Raw genomic sequence first — 21,520 nt, 5'->3', positions numbered from 1 at the left:
TTCACCCGCACACAGGGAAGTTCGGGCCGGAATCGACCGCTCCAGAACCGTTGACCCCCACCCTGCTCCTCCCTATCGTCTGGTCGACACCCTGTACGGCATTCGATATCCCGAACGTCCGTACGGCAGCCGGCCTCACGGAGGAGCACCCATGGCACCGCCTCTCTCCAGACGGACTCTCCTGCAGGCGGCGGCAGTTGCCGCCGCGGCACCTGCGGTCTCGTACGCCGCCGCCGGGCGGCCGGCCTCGGCCGCCGTGGCGGCGGTTCCCGCGGCGTGGAGCGCAGTCCCGTTCGCGCTCGACGAAGTGGCGCTGCGGCCGGGCGTGTTCGCCGACAAACGGGAGTTGATGCTCGACCACGCGCGCGGCTACGACGTCGACCGGCTGCTGCAGGTGTTCCGGGCCAACGCGGGGCTGGACACCGGCGGTGCGGTCGCGCCCGGTGGCTGGGAGGGGCTGGACGGGGAGGCCAACGGGAATCTGCGCGGGCACTACACCGGGCACTTCCTGACCATGCTGGCGCAGGCGTACGCGAGCACCGGCGAGGAGGTGTTCGGAGCGAGGATCCGCACCATGGTGGGCGCGTTGGACGAGGTGCGTGCGGCCCTGCGGAACGAGCCGTCGGTACTGAGTGTGCCCGGGGTGTTCGGCGGGCGGGCCGCCGAGAACGAGCGGGGGTCGTATCGGTACGTCGAGTTGCCGGCCGGTGTGCTCGGGGACAGCTCAGCCGTCACCCTGGCCGCCTGGGTGAAACCCGGTCATGAGGACTCCTGGGCCCGGGTGTTCGACTTCGGGAACGACACCAACCGCTATCTGTACCTCGCCACGCGCAACGCGAACGGGGTGCCCCGGTTCGCGATCACCACCCGCGGGGCGGGCGCCGAGCAGGGGCTCGACGGCACGGCCGCATTGCCCCTGGACCGGTGGAGCCACCTCGCGGTGACGATCGCGGACGGCACCGGCACGCTCTACGTCGACGGCACCCCCGTGGCCCGGAACACGGCCATGTCCCTCACCCCGGCCGCCCTCGGCACCCTCACCGACCACTGGCTCGGCCGCTCCCACTACACCGCCGACCCCGTGTTCGCGGGCGCCTTCGGCGGCTTCGACGTGTGGTCACGGGCGTTGAGCGCCGACGAGATGGCCGGGTTGCAGAGCACTCCGGCAAGCGGTGACCTGGTGTCCTACGCCTTCGGCGAGACGTCGGGGCCGGAGGTCGCGGACGGTTCGGGACGCGGCCTCGACGCCGTCCTGCGCCGCACCTGGGGCGGACCCGGTCACCCCGGGTTCCTCGCGGCCTACCCGGAGACGCAGTTCATCCTGCTGGAGTCGATGACCGGCAGCGACTACACCAAGGTCTGGGCGCCCTACTACACCGCGCACAAGATCCTCCGGGGTCTGCTGGACGCCTACCACGCCACCGGCGACGAGCGGGCGCTGGACCTCGCGTCCGGCATGGGCGACTGGATGTACTCGCGGCTGTCCGTGCTGCCCGCCGCCACCCTCCAGCGGATGTGGGGGATCTTCTCCAGCGGCGAGTTCGGCGGGATCGTCGAAGCCGTCTGCGACCTGCACGAACTCACCGGAAGGGCCGAACACCTCGCGCTGGCCCGGCTGTTCGACCTCGACAGCCTCATCGACGCCTGCGCGGCGGACACCGACACGCTCGACGGACTGCACGCCAACCAGCACATCCCGATCTTCACCGGCCTGGTCCGGCTGTACGACGCGACCGGCGAGGAGCGCTACCTCACGGCCGCGAAGAACTTCTGGGGCATGGTCGTGCCGCACCGCATGTACGGCATCGGCGGCACCAGTACGGGCGAGTTCTGGAAGGCGCGGGACGTGATCGCCGGGACCATCGGTGCGACCACCGCCGAGAGCTGCTGCGCGTACAACATGCTGAGGCTGAGCCGGGCGCTGTTCCTCCACGAGCAGGATCCGGCGTACATGGACTACTACGAGCGGGCGTTGTACAACCAGGTGCTCGGGTCCAAGCAGGACCGGGCCGACGCGGAGAAGCCGCTGGTCACGTACTTCATCGGGCTGACACCCGGTCATGTGCGGGACTACACGCCCAAGCAGGGCACGACCTGCTGCGAGGGCACGGGCATGGAGTCCGCCACCAAGTACCAGGACTCGGTGTACTTCGCGGCGGCCGACGGCAGCGCCCTGTACGTCAACCTCTACAGTCCGTCCACGCTGACCTGGGCCGAGAAGGGCGTCACGGTCGACCAGCGCACCGGGTATCCCCGGGAACAGGGCAGCACGCTCACCGTCGGCGGGCGGGGGCCGGCCCGTTTCGCGCTGCTGCTGCGGGTTCCGGTCTGGGCGACGGCCGGGTTCCGGGTGACGGTGAACGGGCGGGCGGTGCCCGGCACTCCGCGGCCGGGCAGCTACGTCGCGGTCCCGCGGACCTGGCGGCCCGGGGACACCGTGCGGGTGTCGATCCCGTTCCGGCTGCGGGTCGAGAAGGCTCTCGACGATCCTTCGGTGCAGGCCCTGTTCTACGGGCCGGTCAGTCTGGTCGGGCGCAACACCGCCACGGAGTACCTGGAGTTGGGGCTGTACCGCAACGCCGGGCTCTCCGGTGACCTGCTGCCGTCCCTGACCCCGGTGGCGGACAGCCCGCTCCATTTCACCCTGGCCGGGCCGGACGGAACGGCGGCAACGGAGTTCGCCCCCTTCTACGAGGGGTCCGAGGATCCGACGCACGCCTACTTCCGCCGTGCGGAGCCGACGGTCGTGTTCGGCGGCCTCGATTCCGGGGTCGCCAACCCGGTCGGGTCCGACGGCGGCTCGCTGCTGGACGAGGTCTGGGCCGCGGCGCCGTTCCACGACAAGGGGGCGCTGGTGGCGCGGGTCCGGTCGGTGGTGGACGGATGGGTCGCGGACGGACTGCTGACGGGGGCGGACGGCGACCGGGTGCTGGCCACGGCCCGGCAGGCGTCGTACGCGCCCTGACCCGGACGCGCGGCCCCTCACCCGGAAGGAGCAGTTCGGCCATCCGTTCGCTCCGCCGGTCGTGCGATGCCCGGGATGACTGCATAGCGTGGCCGCATGACCACGACCTGGGCAAAGCCGCAGCGGCCGGCCACCGAAGACCGGCGGTGGAAGGCGCTCGGGGTCTGTCTCGCGGCGGGCTTCATCTCGCTGCTCGACACCTCGATCGTCAACGTGGCGCTGCCCTCGATGGAGCGCGGACTGGGAGCCACGGAGGCCGCCCAGTCCTGGGTGGTCTCCGGGTACGCCCTCACCTTCGGGCTCGCGCTCGTCCCTGCGGGCCGGCTCGGCGACATGCGCGGGCGGCGCCAGGCCTTCCTCGTCGGGCTCGCCGTGTTCACGGTGGCCTCGACGGCCTGCGGGCTCGCGGCGACCCCCGACCGCCTGGTGGTGTTCCGGCTGATCCAGGGCGCGGCGGCGGGCATGGTCGCGCCGCAGACCTCGGGACTGATCCAGCAGATGTTCCAGGGCGCCGAACGCGCCAAGGCCTTCGGGCTGCTCGGCAGCGTCATCGGCGTCTCGACGGCGGTCGGCCCACTGGCCGGCGGTGTGATCATCGACGCCGTCGGCACCGACGACGGCTGGCGCTGGGTGTTCTTCGTCAACCTGCCCATCGGGATCGCCGCGTTCGCCGCGGGCCTGCGGCTGCTGCCCCGGTACCCCGCGTCGGCGGACCGGCGGGAGCGGTTCGACCCGCTCGGGGTGCTGCTCCTCGGCTCCGGTGTGCTCGCGCTGATGCTGCCGCTGGTGCAGGAGCAGCAGTGGACCGGACGGGAGAAGTGGGCGCTGGTCCCGGTGGGCGCGGTGCTGCTGTGCCTGTTCTGGGCGTGGGAGCGGCGGCAGGGCCGGCTCGGACGGGCGCCGCTGGTCGATCTGAGCCTGTTCTCGCAGCGGTCCTTCACGCTCGGCGCGCTGATCAGCCTGTCCTACTTCGCCGGCTTCACCACGGTCTTCTTCGTCCTCGCCCTGTTCCTGCAGAACGCGGCCGGGTACAGCGCGCTGGCCGCCGGAGTCTCGGTACTGCCCTTCGCGATCGCCTCCGCGGTCGGCGCCGCCCTGGGCGGCCGGCTGGTGGTGCGCCACGGGCGCAAGCTGGTCGTGATCGGCCTCTCCGGGGTGGCGCTGGGACTGCTCGGGATCATCGCGGTGGTGTGGCTGGTACCGACGGAGAACTTCGGGTGGGCCGCGGCGGTGCCGATGATCGTCGGAGGCATCGGCTCCGGCATCACGGTCTCCCCGAACACCACGCTCACCCTCACCCGCGTCCCCGTGAAGCGGGCCGGCGCGGCCGGCGGGGTGCTGCAGACCGGTCAGCGGGTCGGCTCGGCGGCCGGGATCGCGGTCGTGGGCTCGGTGTACTTCGCCCACCTCGCGCACCGCGGCCCCGCCACCGAGGCGCTCCAGCTGGGCCTGCTCACCTCCGTCGGGTTCATCCTGGTGGCGCTCGGCCTGGCGGTGGCGGATCTCGGAGAGCGGACGAAGGCGCCGGAGGCACGGGAAGCGCAGGGGATGCCGGAGGCGCCGCCGGAGCGGCCGGAGGCCGAGAGCCTGGCGCCCTAGGCGGCCACCGCCTCCACCACCGAGAGCACGGTCGGCGTCGGCACGACCCGGGACAGTTTCAGACCCGCGGACTCGAACAGCGTGGCGAACTCCGCCTCGGTGCGTTCCCGGCCCACCAGGCACGCCATCAGCAGCAGGTCGAGCGCCTTGGCCTGGTGGGGTGCGTTGCCCGACGGGACCACCGCGTCGACGACCAGGATCCGCCCGCCCGGCGCCAGCGCGGCCCGGCAGCGCTCCAGGAGGGTGACGCACTGTTCGTCCTCCCAGTCGTGCAGGATCCGCTTGAGCACGAGGACGTCGCCCTCCGGTACGACGGTGAAGAAGTCGCCGGACTCGGTGGCCCAGCGTCCGGCGGTCCCGGGCGTGTCCAGCCGGTGTCCGGCCAGCACGTGCGGCTGGTCGTACAGGACGCCGTGCAGACCGGGGTGGCGGTCGAGGACCGCCAGCAGCAGGCCGCCGTGGCCGCCGCCGATGTCGACGACCGTCCCGGTGGGCGGGAGGTCGCAGGCGGCGACGATGGGCTCGTTCTCGGCGTCGGACATCGCGGCCATCCCGCAGTGGAAGACGTCGGCGGTGTCCTCGTCCTGCGCGAAGTAGTCGAAGAACGGCAGCCCGAAGAGGTGCTCGAACGCGGAGGTCCCCTCGCTCACACAGCGGCTCAGGTCGGCGGTGGGCAGCCACATGCTGCGGTCGGTGTTCATCAGCACGGCCGAGCGGGCCGAGCAGGGTGCGTCGGTGCGCAGCGCGTCACCGGCGGCGGTGAGCCGGAAGCGGCCGCCGGCGTCCTCCTCGAAGACGCCGCGCGTGGCGAGCAGCCGGAGCACCCGGTAGAGGTTCCGCGGGTCGGTGCCGGTGGCCTCGGCCAGTTCGGCGGGCGTACGGGGGCCGCGGGCCAGATGGTCGGCGACGCCGACGACCGCGGCGGCGCGCAGGGCGGCCGGGAAGAGGTAGCCGAGCGATTCGTTGACGAGGAACGCGGACGAGGCACGGGGGTCGACGGCTTCGTCCGGGTCTGCTTCTGGGCTCACGGGCGCCTCCAGCGGTGGATGTCCGGGATGTCCGGAGGCATCGTGACATTGCGCGGGCCCGGGATCGCGGAAGACGATCGGGGCGCGCGGGAGCAGATCGGGAGCGGGCGAGAGGCAGGTGGGGGCGGGTGGGGGGCAGTCGACGGCAGGCGGGGGGCGGGCCGTGGCCTACGAGCTGCGGCGGGGCTTGCCGCGTTTCGCGGGCTTGGCGGGCTTGGCCGGCTTCGCGCCGGTGGCACGGGTGCGTCCGCCGCGGGCGGCCGGCGTTCCCTTGGCCGCGGCGGCCGGCTTCTTCCCACGCTGGGCCTTCTCCGGCGAGGTCCCTGCCGTCTTCGGGGGCTGCGCGGCCTGGCGGCCTCGGGTGCTGTTGACCGTGCGGCCGCGGACGATGCCGATGAAGTCGTCGACCAGGTCCGTGGTGGCCTCCTCGGGCCAGGACAGGGCGACGACCGACTCGGGGCCGTCGGTGAGCGGCCGGTAGGTGAGGTCCCGACGGTGGTACAGGCGGGCCAGGGACTGCGGGACGACCAGGAGGCCCACACCGGCGGCGACCAGTTCCACCGCGTCCTCGGTGGTCGCGGGGCGCTCGAAGGCGGGCTCGCCGGGCGGGGCGTCCCAGTCGAAGACGTCGTCGAGGGGGTGGAAGAGGACCTCTTCGCCGAGGTCGGCCACGGTGACCTCCTCGGCCGCCGTGATCAGGTGGTCCTTGGGGACGACGACCACCGTGGTCTCGGTGTAGAGGGGGATCGCGCTGAAGAACGTACGGTCCACCGGGAGCCGTACCAGACCGGCGTCCGCGTCCCCCGCGCGCAGCAGGTCGGACGCCGCGGCGGCGGGGACCTGGTGGAGGGTGAGGGGGATGCCGGGCCGGCGCTCGTTCCAGATCCGAACCCATTTGGCGGGCGTCACGCCGGGGACGTACGCGAGCCGGAACGACGGTGTTTCCTCCGAGCCTGTCACCAGCCCAGGTTAACGGGCTCCGGCCGGCCGTCCCGCATCGGTGGTGGTCGGGGCTCCCGCACCCGGCCGATACCCTTGACCTCATGAGTTCGCACCAGACCGCCCAGACGATGAAGCCCGCGACCGCGGCGAAGAAGCTGGGCGTGTACCTGCCCGCCACGCCCGCCGCCTTCCAGGAGGGTGTCGTCTCGCGCGCCGACCTGACCGAGCTCCAGGCGAATCCGCCCGAGTGGCTGCGCGAGCTGCAGGCCAACGGGCCGCACCCGCGGCCGGTGGTCGCGGCCAGGCTGGGCGTTTCCATCGCGGGGCTGGCGCGCGGCGGGGTGACGGAGCCGCTCACCACCGAGCAGATCGAGGAGCTCAAGCGCGAGCTGCCCGAGTGGCTGGAGAAGGAGCGCGCCACGCAGGCCGAGGTCCGCAAGGAGACCGCGCGGCTGAAGAACCTCAAGCGGGAGAAGGAGTCGGGTCAGGGCTGAGCCTCTCGCCCCCGCGGCTTTCCCACGGCCCCGGTCCAGGCATCTCGCCTGCGCCCGGGGCCGTTGCCGTACCGGTCGCACCCCTGCGCCGGCCCCCGCCCCGCTCTGCCTCCCCCTTCTGCCCCTACCACCCTCGCCGAGCTGCGGTTTCCCCATCCGGACGCAGGCCTCGGGAGGCGTTGTCAGTGGTCTCCCCTACAGTCGCCATCACTTGATCACTGCGGTGCGGGGAGGCACGCATGGGGTGGGTGACGGCCGGGGACTACGAGGTGGCCCTGGACGACGGGAAGGTGGTCTGCCGCAACGCGGCCGGGCGGCGGCTGAAGTCCGTGCCCGCGAAGCTGGCGGACGATCCGGCCGTGTTGGGCCTGCGGCAGCTCGCCGAGTGGCTGGAGCGGCACGAACGGCAGTGCCTGGCGGACGTGGAGCGCTGGATGACCCGCTCGCTCCCGGTGCCGCTCGCCGTCCTGGCGCAGGTCTGGCCGGACCCCGCCTGGCAGGCGGCGCTGCGCGACCTGGTGGTGACCGGCGCCGACGGCGAGGTCGCCGGGTTCCTGCGGGACGCCGACGCCGGGCGCGGGCTCGGCCTGGTCGACCTCGACGGCGACACCGTGCGCATCGCCCCCGAACTGGTCCGCCTGCCGCACCCGGTGATCCTCGAAGACCTGGAGGAGCTGCGGGAGTTCGCCGTCGAGCTCGGTGTGGAGCAGCAGGCCCAGCAGCTCTTCCGGGAGGTCTGGCACCGGCCGGCCGCGCTGGACGCGGAGGGCACCCAGGTCGAGGAGTACGCGGGCGGGGTGTTCAAGGAGCTGCGGTTCCTGCACGGCAGGGCCACACAGCTGGGGTACCGCGTGCGCGGCGGATACGCGGTGTGCTCCGTGCTGGAGGAGGGCCGCGGGGTCGAGGCCCGGGTCTGGATCGGCGACTACGACAGCTACTTCGAGACCGAGACCGGCCCGCTGGCGTGGACCGATCCGGCGGGCCGGACGCTGAGGCTGGGCCAGGTCGGCCCGGTCGCCTGGTCGGAGGGGATGCGGATGGCGGCGGCGCTGTACGCGGGGCGGGACATCGAGGACGAGGAGCGGGCGGCATGACCACGTACGACGACACCACGGCCGCGCTGCTCGACGCCGGCGCGATCCTGCCCTCGGGCACGACCGCGCGGGAGGACGCCGACGTCCTGACCGCGCGCACGTACACGCATCCCGCCCTGGACGGGCGGACGGTGGTCCGTCTGGTGCCGGGCACCCTCGGCGAGGCCGAGGACCTGGCGCTCGAGTTCCTCGGTCTGGCCCGGGAGCAGGCGGCGCCCGAGGTCGGCCAGGTGCGCCGGGAGACCCTGGGCTTCCCGGCCTGGGCGCTGGTGCACGACCCGGCCAACGGCCATCACGCGCTCGCCCTGGTCAAGGACGTCGAGCGGCTGGCCCGACAGGCCAAGTCCAAGCCGGGCAACGCGAAGGAGGGCTTCGAGGCGCTCGGCGAGCGGCTCGGCCGCGCGGTCCCGCACTTCCTGCCGACCTTCTACGAGCAGGCCGCGCGGGTCTTCCTGCAGCACGAGAACACGACCTACGCCGCCGCCTTCTTCGGCAAGGCCCGCGAGGCCGAGCGAGTGCACGCCCTGACCGTGGACGAGGAGCGGCAGCGGGCGGTGTTCCTGGAGTTCGCGTTCGCCGGGGCGCTCACCGTCAAGGCGCTGAAGGAGTACGTGAAGGACCTCGCGCGGCGGCTAGAACCGGCCACCGCCTGGGCGCAGTTCCGGCAGCTGACGGTCGAGCGCTGTGCGGCCGGCATGCCGCCGTACGCCTCGCTGCCGCAGGACGCGCGCGGGCTGATCAGGGCGGCGGGGCTCGACCGGGTCACGGAGGAGTGTGCCCTGGTCGCCGACCTGCTCGCGTCCCCGGCCGCCGTGCGGGCGCCCGCCTCCTTCTGGAACGCCTACCGGAGCGTGCTGGCGGTCCTCGCCGAGCGGCGGCCCGAGCTCCGGGTACGGCTGCTGGAGATCATGCCGGCCGGCCTCGGCCGGGAGGTGGAGGACGACGAGTTCTGGCTGGCCCTGCTGGCCGAGTGCGGGGCGGATCTGCTGCTCGTCGAGGACGGCGGCGGCGAGGTCGACGCGGCGGACTGGCTCAGCCGGTGGGCCCAGCACCGCAAGCACGGGGCGGCGTTCTCGCACCGCTCCCCCGCGACGCTGGCACTGGTCGAGCGGATGGCGTCCCGGCTGCGGGCGGCCGGCCGGCCCGTCGATCCCTTCACCGGGCGCTGGCAGGCGGGGGCCGACCTCGATCTGCTGGACCTGTGCGTGGCCGAGGGCATCGCGCTGGCCGTACCCGACGCGGACGCGCATGTGCACCTGCCGCTGGCCGTCTGGCTGCGCGACAAACGGCCCGGAGAGCGGGACCTGAAGGCCGTCGCCGCCGAACCCCGGTACCGGACGCTGCTGTTCGAGGCCGTCGAGGGGCTCGGGCGGGGGCAGGGACCGGCGGAGCTGCCCAAGGTGGCCGCGCATCCGGTGCTCGGCGACGTGCTGCGCGAGTGGCTGCAGGAGGCGACCGCGGAGTTCGCCGCATCCGCCGGACTGCCCGGCGCCGACACGAGGCTGGAGCGGCTGCGCCCCTTCCGGGCGGTGGTGCAGGAGAGCCAGCAGGCCGTGCGCCGGCTCACGGAGTACGACATCGTCCCGGTCCTCGGCCGTACGCTGCGCGCCGGGATCCTGGACGAACTGGGCTGGCCCGCGCTGGAGTCGGCCTTGGAGACGCTCGACGCCGAGGTGCACAGGAACCAGGACAACACGCTCGCGGTGACCGAGGCGTGGCCCGCGCTGATCCTGGCGCGCGGCCACAAGGCGGTCGTCGTCGGCCCCGAGGGGATCCTGCTCACGCACGACCTGCGGCTGCCCACGGACCTGGACCGCTGGCAGCGCCCCCGGTTCCGGTACGCCGACGGCGAGTTGCTGGTGATGTGGCGGGACGGCTCGAAGCAGTACGGCTACTGGTCGAACCGGCCGTCCGAGGTGGTCCCGTTCGGTGGTGAGCAGATTCCCAGCTGGTGGTCCGGCATGGACGCGGCCAACGCGTCGATCCCGCTGCCCGCTGGCGGCCGGGCCACCGGCGGCCGCACCCTGCACGCCGGGGACACGGTCCTGCCGCCGAGCCGCCCGGTCCTGGGCGACGGCACCACGTACTGGCGTCAGGGCAGGCAGGGGCGGCAGTCGCTGTGGCTGGAGTACGACCCGGCCACCGGCGAACACGGCCGTGCCTCGCTGCCCGCGCTGCTGGCGTCGGCCGTCCGCGAGGACGCCTCGCTGCTGCACGACTCCTGCGAGGTGCTGCCGCTGCAACCCGGCCTCGAGCACAGCCCGTTCGGCACCGACGGCACGATCCTCGGGCGGTGGGTGCGCACGGAGGGCGAGGGCACGGAGGCGCGGACGACCGCCGGTACGCCGGACGGGCGGACGGCGACCCTGCGGGCGGCCCGCAACGGCCGGGTGCCGGGGGTGCCGCTGGGCGCGCTGCGGCTGCCGGGCGGGGCCGCACCGGTCGCCGCGCAGCAGTACCAGAGCGTCGCCCTGCACGCGGACGACGGCACCGAGCTCGGGCGGGTGTCCTTCGGCGAGTCCGGCGGGGCGTACGCGGCCGGTACCCGGCTGGTGCCGCCGGTCGCGTTCTGGCACGCGCTGCGCCCCCGCGACGAGCGCGGGTCGGCCGTCCTGCGCGCCCTGACCGACGCGTCGGCGGGTGAGCTGATGCGGGCGACGGCGACGGCGCTGGACGAACGGCAGCAGGCGCTGGCCCGGGCCGGGAAGGACGACAGGGCCAGGGCCGCCGTGCCGACGGCCGACGAGGTCACCGTGGCCGCGCTGACGCGGGCGCTGCCCGAACTGACCGACCGGCGGCTGCTGGCCGGTGTCACCGCCCTGGTCCGGGCCGCGCTGCGGGTCGCCGAGGGAGCCGCGTCCCTGGCCAGGCCCGCGGAGGAGCGGCCGCGGCAGCCCCGCCGGCGGACCGAGGGGATGTTCGCCGACTACTCCCCGGACCACGGCGGGGACCGGACGCTGAACGACGCCACGAGGGGCGTCGTGACCCTGCAGAACGCGTGGCACGGCGGCTGGGCCGCGCTGCGCCAGATCCGCGCGGCGAACCACGTGCTGTCGGGCGGACCCGCCGACGGCAAGCCGCTGCCCGAACGCGAGCGGCTCGCCGCCGTCGGCGCCGGCTGGCTCAGCGACGAGCACACCGTCCCCGGCATCGGCGCGGACTGGACCCCGGTCCTGGGTGCCCTGCGCCCGCTCGCCTACCGCGCCGCCTCGCCGGCCCTGACCGAGGCCCAGCGGGAGCCGCTGCTCCTGCTGTTCGAGGCGCTGACCGAGGGACCGCTCCCCGGGCTGGGAGCCACGCTGCGCGTGGTCGTGCTGAGCGAGCCGCACGACAAGCAGCAACGGGTCGGGCAGGTGCTGCGCCGGGACGGCCGGACGGTGGTGGTGCTCGGCTGCCAGAGCGTCGACGCCCGGCTGGACGTGGTCGAGTGGCTGGCGCTGGACCACGACCCGTCAGGGGCGTTCGGTGCCGTCGGACACTTCACGCTGGTCCGGGAGAGCCGGTACGACGCCGGGATCCCGGCGGACCGGCTGGCCGAACTGACCCGGCTGATCCGGGAGAAGGGCGCCGCGCCCTGGCAGCCCGAGGCCCCAGACACGCTGGTGACCGCGACGGACGACGCGCTCGGCCCCCTGCAGGCCACCGTGCTGCTGGCCGGCCTTCCGCACGCCCCCACTGCCGAAGGGCTCACCACCGTCGGCCTCAAGCCCCGTCAGCAGAGCTTCGGCGCACAGCTGTTGAACTCGCTGGGCCAGGACGAGCAGCGGGCGCTCCTCGGCGCGCTCCTGCCCGACGACCCGGCCGGGCTGTGGACGACCGGTCCCGACACGGCGGCCGCGGGCCGGCTGTGGGCGGAGCGCCTCGGCACCCTGGTACGCCTGCCGGAGGAGCTCAGCACCGATCTCGCCGGCATGGGCGTCGGCCACGCCGAGGCCGTGCTCAACCCCGCCCGCACACCCTGGCTCGCCCGCACCACGGTGTTCCGGACCGGCGAGGACGGCGCCTTCGGGCCCGCCGACCCGTCGGCGGTGCCCGGTTCGTACGTGCTGGCCGGAGCCGTGGAGAGCCTGGCCGCGCTGGCGTACGTGCTGCCGTACGGGCATCCGCTGCGGGCCGGGCTGACGGACGGGCTCGGCGCGGTGCGCCGCCGGCTGGCCGACCCCGGGCTGCTGCTCGACCTGAGCCTGGAGTGGACGGAGAAGGGCGGCCCGACGTGCGTGCAGCTGCGCAAGGTCTTCGGCCTGCCGGAGAGCGGCGGCGGCGACGCGAACGGGGTGACGAGGGCCGGTGACGCCCTGGTGCTGTATCCCTGGTACTCGGACACGGAGCACGTCCAGCTCCGGCCGGGAGCCCTGAGCGGGGCCGAGGACCCGGTCTTCGGGCTCCTGGAGGGCCTGCTCGGCGAGGGGCGTGCGTCCCGGCTGCGTGCCGTGCGGACCCTGCTCGGCGACGACCTCGCCGGTGCCCTCTCGGCCGAGGGGCCCGCCGGGTACGCCCAGGACCCCACGGCCGGCGTGCCCGCGCTGGTCGCGGAGGTCGCCGAGGTGCACGGACTCGGCGCGGACGCGGCGGCGCTCTACCTCCAGTTGCTGGCGCTGCCCGATCCGACCGACCGCAACTGCGCACGCTGGACCGGCTGGAAGCCCGCCCGGATGAAGAAGGCGCGTACCGAACTGGCGGCGACCGACCTGGTCGTCGAGGCGAAGCGGCCGCGCGCCGGCCGCACCCTCTTCCTGCCCGGCGGCTGGCGTGACCTCAAGGCCCCGGCCCTTCCGGTGGAGACCTGGAAGGAAGCCCTCTACCCGGTCTCGGACGGCGACCGGACCCTCCCGCTGGTCCCGGTGCCGGAGCTGTTCGCCCGTGCCTGGGAGCGGGTACGCGCCGGGGACGCCCCCGGGTACGAGCAGCTGACCACGCGAGCCACCCGCGGCGGCCGCCGCCGATGACCACGATCCACGCCACCCCGCGCAGCACCACCGGCACCGCCACCCGTACCGCAGCTGAGGACGACCACCGATGACCGCCACCACCGCCCCTGCCACCACCGCCCCTGCCACCACCGCCCCTGCCCGCCAGATCGTCCCGCCCGAGGACCGCTACGCCACCGAACTGGCCTTCCTCGCCGCGTACGACGCCGGTCCGCGCCCGCCCGCCTGGCGGCTCACGCCCCGGGCCGTCGTCACCTTCGTCATGGGCAGCGGCGGCCAGGCGCTGCGGCTGCCCGACGACGCCGAGGCACCGCAGGGGGTGCCGCGCCGGCTCGTCGTGGAGGGCAAGTTCGTCGGCGACCGGGCCCTCGTCGAGCGGTGCGTGGTGACCCTCGCCGGGGAGCGCGGGCTGCTGCTGGTCGGCGAGCCCGGCACCGCCAAGTCGATGCTGTCCGAGCTGCTGTCGGCCGCCGTGTGCGGCACCAGCGGCCTGGTTGTGCAGGGCACGGCGGGCACCACGGAGGACCAGCTCAAGTACGGCTGGAACTACGCCCTGTTGCTCGCCCAGGGCCCGAGCCGCCAGGCACTCGTGCCCTCCCCGGTCCTCACCGCGATGTCCCGGGGTGCCGTGGCACGCGTGGAGGAGGTCACCCGCTGCCTCCCCGAGGTACAGGACTCCCTGGTCTCGCTGCTGTCCGAGCGGCGCATCGCCGTGCCCGAACTGGCGGGCACGGACGACGCGCTGGCGCATGCGGCACCCGGCTTCACCCTCATCGCCACGGCCAACCTGCGGGACAAGGGCGTCTCGGAGATGTCCGCGGCGCTCAAGCGGCGCTTCAACTTCGAGACCGTGGGCCCGATTCCGGACCTCGACGCCGAGACGGCGCTGGTACGCGGCCAGGCCCGGGCGTCGGTGGAGCGGGCCGGGGCGCCCTTCCAGGTCGACGACGCGGTCCTGGAGGCCCTGGTCACCGCCTTCCGCGACCTGCGCGAGGGACGGTCGGCGGAGGGCTGGGAGGTGGAACGCCCGTCCACGGTGATGAGTACGGCGGAGGCGGTGTCGGTGGCGGGCGCGCTGGCCCTGGCGGCGGCCTACTTCCCCGGGGACCGCGACGTCCTCGGTCTGCTCCCGGGCCATCTGCTGGGCGTCGTGCGCAAGGACGACCCCGCCGACGCGGCCCGGCTGCGCGGCTACTGGGACGGTCCGGTACGGCGGCGCGCCGAACAGGGCTCGGCGACCTGGCGCACGCTGTGGGACCTGCGTACGGTCCTGGAGGCGTGACCGATGCCCGGCTCCCCCGGCTCCCCCGGCTCCCCCGAGGCGGCCCTCGCCGCCCTCACCGACCCGGCGGGGCCTTACCTGATCGGCGTACGGCACCACGCGCCCTCCCTCGCCGCCGCCGTACCCGCGCTGCTGGACGTGGCCGAGCCTGACGTACTGCTCGTCGAGCTGCCCGCGGAGCTCCAGGAGTGGCTCCCGTGGCTCGCCCACGAGGAGACCCGGGCCCCGGTGGCCCTCGCGGCGGCACCGGCCGACGGCAGCGGCGGCCCGGCGTTCTATCCGTTCGCCGACTTCTCCCCCGAACTGGCGGCGGTGCGGTGGGCGGCGCGGAGCGGAGTACCGGTGGTGGCCTGCGATCTGCCGCTCGCCGATCGGGGGTGGCGGGAAGGGGAGCGTGCCGCGCAGGGGCCGGGTCGGCTGTCGGACGCCCTGCGTTCCCGACTCACCGGCCGGCCGGGCGACGACCTCTGGGACCGGCTGGTCGAGGCCGCCGCACCCGGTTCGGCACCGGAGGCGCTGCGGCGGGCGGCGCTGCTGACGGGGTGGGCGCTGCGGGAGGAGTCGGTGGTGTCGGAGGTGGATCTGCGGCGGGAGGAGTGCATGCGGTCCCGGCTGGCCGAGGCGACGGCAGACGGTGAGCGGGCCGCCATGGTGGTGGGCGCCTTTCACACACCGGCATTGCTGCGCCCCTTCAGGGGCGCGGGGCTGTATTCGATGTGCGGCTACCGCCGCGTGGGAGCGACCAGCCCCCACCCGCCCGCACCCGAATGGACAACCTCTCTCATCCCCTACACCTACGCCCTCCTGGACGAGCGCTCCGGCTACCCCGCCGGTATCCGCGACCCCGAGTGGCAGCACATGGTCCTCGAAGCGGCCGGTGATCCCGGCACTTTGACGGACATGCTGACTCGCGCGGCCGTCCGCATCTGCGCCGAACTCCGCAGTCTCGGCCACCCCTCCGGCCCCGCCGACGCCCGCGAGATCACCCGCCTCGCCGGAGATCTCGCCCGCCTCCGCGGCTTCCCGGCCGCCGGCCGCGGCGAGTTGGTCGAGGCGACACAGACCGTGCTGGCACAGGGCGAGCCGTACGGCCGGGGCCGAGCCGTCGCCAGGGCGATGGAGAACGTCCTGGTCGGCACCCGAGTCGGCCGTCCCGCGCCGGAGGCGCCCCGCAGTGGTCTCGCCCCGGCCGTGGAGGCCGAGCTCACCGAACTCGGCCTCCCCGGTCCCGCGGACCGCGGCCCCGGCGCCGCCCGGGACCTTCGGCTCGACCCCCTCCGCTCGGACCTCGACCGGCGCCGCGAACTACTGCTGCGCCGCCTGACGTTGTGCTCCGTGCCGTACGCCGAGCCCAGGTCGGTGACCGGCACGGGCGGTGCCGACGCCCTCACCTCGCGCTGGGAGGTGCGCTGGACGCCGGCCACCGCCGCGATGCTGACGGCGGCCGGCGTCCGCGGGGTCACCCTCGCCCAGGCGGCCGAGGGCCTGCTGCGCGAGCGGAGCCGCACGGAGCGGGACGCCGGTGGCCCGACGGCGGCGCAGGTGCTCGACGGCCTGGAGCAGGCCGCGCACTGCGGCCTGCCCGGCCTCGTGGCGGAACGGCTCGGCGACACCGCCGAGGTGCTCCCGGGCGCCGGTACCCTGCCTGAACTCCTCGCCGGACTGGCCCTGTTGGACCGGCTCGGGACGGGTCACATCGCGGGTCTCGACGCGGACGAGGACCGTACCGCCACGGCTGTCGCCGTCACCGAGTTGCTGACCGCGGCCGCGGTGCGCCAGGTGGACGGCCTGACCGGTTCCGAGGATCCGGCCGACGCCCACGCCCTGCTCGAACTCGCGCACCGCGCCGACCTGTCGGGCGGAATCCGGCTCGCCGACGCCCTGGCCCGGCTGGCCGCCGACGGTTCCCCGTTGATGCGGGGCGCCGCCGGAGCCGTCCGCGTGCTGCTCGGCCAGGAGGAACCGGAGGCGTTCGGCGGCCGGGTCGCCTCCTGGGTGGACGGCGCGGCCTCCGCCGAGTCCCGGTCCGCGCTCACCGCCCGGCTGACGGGCCTGCTGACGGCCGCCGGACGGCTGCTGGAGGCGGCCGCACCGGCGTTGGAACCCCTGGTCGACCGGGTGTCGGTCCTCTCCGACCAGGACTTCCTCGACCGGCTGCCGGCCCTGCGCGGCGGCTTCGACACCCTGAGCCCGGCCGATCGCGAGCGTCTGCTGACCGGGGTCGAGGAGCGTCTCGGCGTCGACCGGGTGGCCGACACCGGCGCGATCGACCCTGCCGCGCTCGCCACCTGGACCCGCGCGGACCTCACCGCCCGCGAAACCCTGCGCGTGCTCGGCCTGCTGCCCCCGCCACGGGCGCACACGGAGCCGGTGCCGTCCGCCGCCGTGGCCGTGCCGGACCGGCACCGGCTGGCCCCCGCGGACCGCTGGCGTCTGCTGCTCGGCCGCCGCAGCGATCAGCTCCCGAAGTCGGCGCGGCCCTTGGCCACCGCATTGGACGAGCTGTACGGGTGCGGGCGCGGCGAGGGCAGCCGGGGCGACCTCGGCGGCAGGGGCGGCGGGCGCGAGGCGTCGTATCCCGGGGTGCGGGAGTGGTCGGAGGAACTGGCGGCGCTGTTCGGGCCGGGTGTCCGGGAGGAGGTGCTGGCGGCGGCCGCCGCGACGGGCCGGGCGGATGTGCTGGCCGAGCTGGATCCGGGCAGCGTGCGGCCCTCCGTGGACCTGCTGCGGTCGGTGCTCCGGCACGCGGGCGGGCTGCCCGAGGCCCGGCTGGCCGCGCTGCGCCCGCTGGTCCGGCGGCTGGTGGACGCGCTGACCCGGGAGCTGGCGACCAGGCTGCGCCCCGCTCTGCACGGTACCGCCCTGCCCCGGCCGAGCCGGCGCCCGGGCGGTGGCCTGGACCTGCCGCGTACGCTGCGGGCCAACCTGGCCACCGCCCGCCGGACGGCCGACGGCACGGTCCGGGTGATCCCGGAGCGCCCGGTCTTCCGGACCCGGGCCCGGCGCGCCGCCGACTGGCGGCTGATCCTGGTCACGGACGTGTCCGGGTCGATGGAGGCGTCGACGATCTGGGCGGCGCTCACCGCCTCGGTGCTGGCCGGGGTACCGACCCTGTCCACGCACTTCCTGGCGTTCTCCACCGAGGTCGTCGACCTCACCGGGCACGTCGACGACCCGCTGTCGCTGCTGCTGGAGGTGAGCGTCGGCGGCGGCACCCATATCGCGGCCGGGCTGCGGCACGCGCGCGAACTCGTGACCGTGCCGTCCCGCACGCTCGTGGTCGTCGTCAGCGACTTCGAGGAGGGCTATCCGGTCGGCGGACTGCTCGCCGAGGTCAGGGCACTGGTCGGGGCGGGCTGTCAGGTCCTGGGCTGCGCGAGCCTCGACGACTCGGGGCGCCCCCGCTACTCCACCGGCATCGCGGGGCAGCTGGTCGCCGCCGGGATGCCGGTCGCCGCCCTCAGCCCGCTCGAACTCGCCCGCTGGGTAGGGGAGAAGATCGCATGAGCACGGAACGTCTGAGCGCGGAACACGCGAGCCCGGAGCGTCTGAGCACGGAGCGGGAACTGCCTGCCGTCGCCCCGGCCGTGACCGCCGAGCTGGTCGCGGCCCTCTCGCCCCGGTTGCGCAAGCGGCTGGACGCGGGCATCGCCAAACTTGCGGACCGGCCGGCCGTCCGGGACGGCGACACCGTGCGCATCACCGTCGACGACGAGGGATCCGAGCTGGAACTGCACGCTCCCGGGGGCGTCGTGGCCGACCCGGCGGCCATTCGCTGCGGTTGCCTGCTGGCCCCGGACTGCCTGCACCGCGCGGCGGCGGCTTCGGCGGCACCGGTGGCCGACATGGCGGGGACCGGCGAGAGGACGGAGCCCGCCCCCGCCTCGGAGGCCGCCTCGACCCCGGAGGCCGCTGAGCCGACCGAGCAGTCGGCGTCCGTCTCCGTCGCTCCCGGGGCACCCACCCCCGAAAAGTCCGCGACGCCCGTCTCCGTCGCCCCGGGGGCAGCCGCCCCCGAAGAGTCCGCGACGCCCGCGCAACTCGGCGCGGCCCACGCCGTTTTCGACGCCGTGGCCGCCGTGCTCGACGCCGGTACGGACGGTTCCGGTGCCGTGCTGCAGGCGGAGTTGCTGCGTGCCGCGCACACCGCTCGCCTCGCGGGTCTGCCCCGGGCGTCCGCGGCGGCGGTCTCCGTGGTCACCGCGTTGCGTGCGGCCCGTGCGGCCGACCCGGCGTTCCGGCTCACCGCACTCGTCGGTGCCGTGTCGGAGACCCTGTTCGTGGCCCACCGGGTCCCGTTCGCCACGGGTGCCGACCTGGCGGAGCTGCGCGGCACCGTACGGCAGCCGTACACGCCGGACGGTTCGCTCCGGCTGTACGGCCTGTTCTCGGAGCCGGTGCTCACCGCGAGCGGTTATGCGGGCGCGGTCACCTGGACCGCCGACGCCGAGGGCCGGCTGTACACGGTCTCGGACGTGGCGCCGGGCGGAGCGGGCCGGGCGGTGGGCGCCGCCGACCGTGCCGTACGCGTCGGGGACACGGCGCTGACGCACCGGGAGCTGGCGCGCGCGGGCCTCGCGGTGTCCGGGGCGACGGTGTCGCCGACCGGCCGGCTGGGGGCGGGCGCGGGGGTACGGGCGGTGCGCGCGTCGGGTGCGGACTGGCGGGCCGCGCCGCTGGACCGGTTGTGGGCGGTGCCCGTGGCCGAGCAGGTCGGGCGGGCGCTGAGCGGCGGCCACGATCTGCTGTTCCTGGAGGTGACGCTGGTCGGCGCGGTGCGGGAGGCGGCGGGTGACTGTCTGCTGGCCGACTGCGGCGGTGTGCCGTTGCGGCTGACGGCGGCGCACGACCATCCGGCGCTCCCGCACCGCGGCAACCTCCGGCTGCTGGCCGCCGCGCGCGGCAGCCGGCTGCGGGTGATCGCACGTCTCGCGGCGGCACCGCACGCCCGCGCCCAGCTTCTCGCGGCCGAGCACCCCACGGACACCGGGAGCCGTGTCGACCTGGGACTGGACCGGCTCCAGCACGCGGATCTGCCGGCTCCGGCGTCGGCGTCCGCCCCCGCGTCGGAACCCGCGTCCGCGTCCGCGCCGGTCCACACGGTGCTCGCGCCCGACGAGGCTCCCCTGCACCTGCTGCACCGGCGGGTCGGGCAGGGCGTTGCGGGCGGGCGGCGTGTACTCGCCTTCCCGGGTGACTCCGCGCCCGATGTCCGCCGTCTGCACCGGCACGGTCTGGGCACGGCCGGCGATATCCTCGACGAGCTGCTCGCCGCGACGGCGGAGCGCTCACGCGACGTCTTCGGACGTCTCCTTCCGGCGGACACCGGCCGCTTCGCCCGGGCCTGGCTGGCCGCGGCGCGTTACACGGACGAGGTCGACCGTGTGCTGTGTGCCGCCGCCTGGGGCGGATGACCGGGCGGGGCGACCGGATGCGGGCCGCCGCTCCCCCGTGCCGGCGGCCCGCGTGACCGGAGTCGTCCCATCCGGTGCCGGTGCGTGGTTGAAGCATGCGACACCCCGCCGTTGCGTGGGTATGCGTATAACTGCGTAGGGAACGACCGGAGAGGAACACGTGTTAGACCCGCTGGACAGGGCCTATGAACGCCTTGCCGAACTGGCCGTGGCCGCGCTCAACGAACGCGAGCCCGAACGGCTCTGGCCGCTGCTCGCCGACGCGGTGACCGCTCTGTGCGGCGGGGAGACGCTGATCTACAAACTGGACGACTGGAGCGAGGGCAAGGGCACTCTCGGGATGTCGCCGGCGGCCGCCGCCGCGCTGGGCAGGCTCGGCGACGAGTCACTGGGGGTGCTGCGCTCGGGCTACCCGTTCGCCCTCCACTACGCGGCCGGGCTCGGCCGTGCACCGGTCACGGCCCGTCGGCTCGCGGGCCGTGCCTGGCAGGTGAGCGAGACCGCGCGGGTGCTCGGTGACGGCCTGGACCTGGACCAGGTGCTGGCGCTCCCGCTGCCGGGTACGGTCGCGCCGATCACGGGCTGTCTCGTCTACCGTTCCGGCGCGGACTTCACCGACGACCAGGTGCGGATCGCCGAGCGCGCGCAACCGCTGCTGGCCGCCGTCGAGCAGCAGCGCCGGCTCCTGGAGCAGTGGCGCCGGCTGTCCGCGGCGGCCGGCGAGCCGGAGGAGAGCGCGGCGGAATGTGCGCTGACCCCCCGGGAACTCACCGTCCTCCTCCTGCTGACCGAGGCCCTGACCGCCGACGCGATCGGCCGCCGGCTGGGCATCTCGGCGCGCACGGTGCACAAACACGTCGAGAACATCTACCGCAAGCTCGGCACCCGCGACCGCATCAGCACCGTGCTGCGCGCCCAGCGACTGGGCCTGGTCCCGACGCCCGACCAGGCGCGGGCAGGCATGGGACCGGAGGCCGACGGCCGGGAAAACCCGTGGACGGTGTCGTCGTCCACCCGGCACAGTGACCGCTCGTGACGAGCAGTGAACTGTGGAGCCAGGCCGAGGCCGACCGCTACGACGGCGAGGAGAACGAGATGTCCTCGGCCGCCGTGCTCGGTCCGACCGTCGACTTTCTCGCCGAACTCGCCGGAGACGGCAGTGCGCTGGAGTTCGCCATCGGAACCGGACGGGTCGGTGTGCCGCTCCGGGAGCGCGGGGTGCCCGTGGCGGGCATCGAGTTCTCCGAGCACATGGTGGCGGTCCTGCGGCGGAAGACCGACGAGGAGACCCTGCCGGTCGTGATCGGGGACATGGCTTCGGCCACCGTGCCCGGCGAGTTCGCCCTGGTCTATCTCGTCTACAACACGATCTCGAACCTGCTCACCCAGGACGAGCAGGTCGAGTGCTTCCGCAACGCTGCCCGGCATCTGCGGCCCGGCGGCCGGTTCGTGATCGAACTCGGCGTGCCACCCCTGCGGTTGCTGCCCCCGGGGCAGATCGCGGTGCCGTTCGACGTCTCCGAGGGACACCTCGGCTTCGACACCTTCGACCTGGTCGAGCAGATCCTCGTCTCGCACCACCTGACCCGCGACGGCGATGACGGCCGCTACCGCCGGGACGCCTCCCGGCACCGGTACGCGTGGCCCGCGGAACTGGACCTGATGGCCCGGATCGCGGGCCTCGCGCTGGAGCGCCGGGTGGCCGACTGGGACGGCTCCCCGTTCACCCACGACTCCACGAAGCACATCTCGGTGTGGCGCAAACCCGCGTGAC

Annotated in this window: 12 protein-coding genes; 10 read left to right on the top strand and 2 right to left on the bottom strand. The window is 74.6% G+C overall.

Annotation, left to right across the window (positions count from 1 at the left end; translation table 11 throughout):
• The first annotated feature begins 151 nt into the window (after positions 1 to 151).
• Together ABZ887_RS00355 and ABZ887_RS00350 are read left to right on the top strand one after the other, a co-directional pair.
• Entirely contained in the window at positions 152 to 2,965 is a 2,814-nt protein-coding gene (locus ABZ887_RS00355; protein WP_361281204.1) for a beta-L-arabinofuranosidase domain-containing protein, read from the top strand.
• A gap of 96 nt (positions 2,966 to 3,061) precedes the next feature.
• Positions 3,062 to 4,564: an MFS transporter gene (locus ABZ887_RS00350; RefSeq protein WP_361281202.1), complete on the top strand. Its 1,503-nt coding sequence runs from the start codon at positions 3,062 to 3,064 to the stop codon at positions 4,562 to 4,564.
• Here ABZ887_RS00350 and ABZ887_RS00345 read toward each other — a convergent pair.
• Together ABZ887_RS00345 and ABZ887_RS00340 are read right to left on the bottom strand one after the other, a co-directional pair.
• Positions 4,561 to 5,592 carry a methyltransferase gene (locus tag ABZ887_RS00345; protein WP_361281200.1) on the bottom strand — a complete coding sequence of 344 codons (1,032 nt, stop codon included), beginning with the start codon at positions 5,590 to 5,592 and terminating at the stop codon, positions 4,561 to 4,563. The two genes, ABZ887_RS00350 and ABZ887_RS00345, sit on opposite strands and share 4 nt — an antisense overlap.
• 168 nt (positions 5,593 to 5,760) lie before the next feature.
• On the bottom strand, positions 5,761 to 6,552 hold the full coding sequence (locus ABZ887_RS00340) for a LysR family substrate-binding domain-containing protein (protein WP_361281198.1): 792 nt from the start codon (positions 6,550 to 6,552) through the stop codon (positions 5,761 to 5,763).
• Positions 6,553 to 6,635: 83 nt separating this feature from the next.
• Here ABZ887_RS00340 and ABZ887_RS00335 point away from each other — a divergent pair, with 83 nt between their 5' ends.
• From ABZ887_RS00335 to ABZ887_RS00300, 8 genes are all read left to right on the top strand, one after another.
• Positions 6,636 to 7,028, top strand: coding sequence for a DUF5997 family protein (locus ABZ887_RS00335; protein ID WP_361281196.1), 393 nt, complete (start codon positions 6,636 to 6,638; stop codon positions 7,026 to 7,028).
• Positions 7,029 to 7,267: 239 nt separating this feature from the next.
• Positions 7,268 to 8,122 (top strand): DUF4132 domain-containing protein, encoded by an 855-nt coding sequence (locus ABZ887_RS00330; RefSeq protein WP_361281194.1) that lies wholly within the window; start codon positions 7,268 to 7,270, stop codon positions 8,120 to 8,122.
• Positions 8,119 to 13,068, top strand: a complete 4,950-nt coding sequence (locus tag ABZ887_RS00325; RefSeq protein ID WP_361281191.1) for a hypothetical protein — start codon at positions 8,119 to 8,121, stop codon at positions 13,066 to 13,068. The genes ABZ887_RS00330 and ABZ887_RS00325 overlap by 4 nt, the downstream gene beginning before the upstream one ends.
• A 70-nt stretch (positions 13,069 to 13,138) precedes the next feature.
• A complete protein-coding gene (locus ABZ887_RS00320) occupies positions 13,139 to 14,332 on the top strand; it encodes an AAA family ATPase (protein ID WP_361281189.1) in 1,194 nt (397 codons plus the stop codon).
• A 3-nt stretch (positions 14,333 to 14,335) separates the two neighbouring features.
• A complete protein-coding gene (locus ABZ887_RS00315) occupies positions 14,336 to 17,839 on the top strand; it encodes a DUF5682 family protein (RefSeq protein WP_361281187.1) in 3,504 nt (1,167 codons plus the stop codon).
• The gene (locus ABZ887_RS00310) at positions 17,836 to 19,746 is read left to right on the top strand and encodes a hypothetical protein (protein ID WP_361281185.1); all 1,911 of its coding nucleotides are present in this window, start codon (positions 17,836 to 17,838) and stop codon (positions 19,744 to 19,746) included. Before ABZ887_RS00315 ends, ABZ887_RS00310 begins: the two co-directional genes overlap by 4 nt.
• Before the next feature lie 160 nt (positions 19,747 to 19,906).
• Positions 19,907 to 20,782, top strand: coding sequence for a LuxR C-terminal-related transcriptional regulator (locus tag ABZ887_RS00305; protein ID WP_361281184.1), 876 nt, complete (start codon positions 19,907 to 19,909; stop codon positions 20,780 to 20,782).
• Positions 20,779 to 21,519, top strand: coding sequence for a class I SAM-dependent methyltransferase (locus tag ABZ887_RS00300; RefSeq protein ID WP_361281183.1), 741 nt, complete (start codon positions 20,779 to 20,781; stop codon positions 21,517 to 21,519). The genes ABZ887_RS00305 and ABZ887_RS00300 overlap by 4 nt, the downstream gene beginning before the upstream one ends.
• Position 21,520 lies beyond the last annotated feature (1 nt).

The organism is Streptomyces sp. NPDC047061 (assembly GCF_040643955.1).
GTDB lineage: Bacteria > Actinomycetota > Actinomycetes > Streptomycetales > Streptomycetaceae > Streptomyces.
Note: the sequence above shows the minus strand (reverse complement) of the source record. Positions and strands in the feature narration are given on the sequence as shown.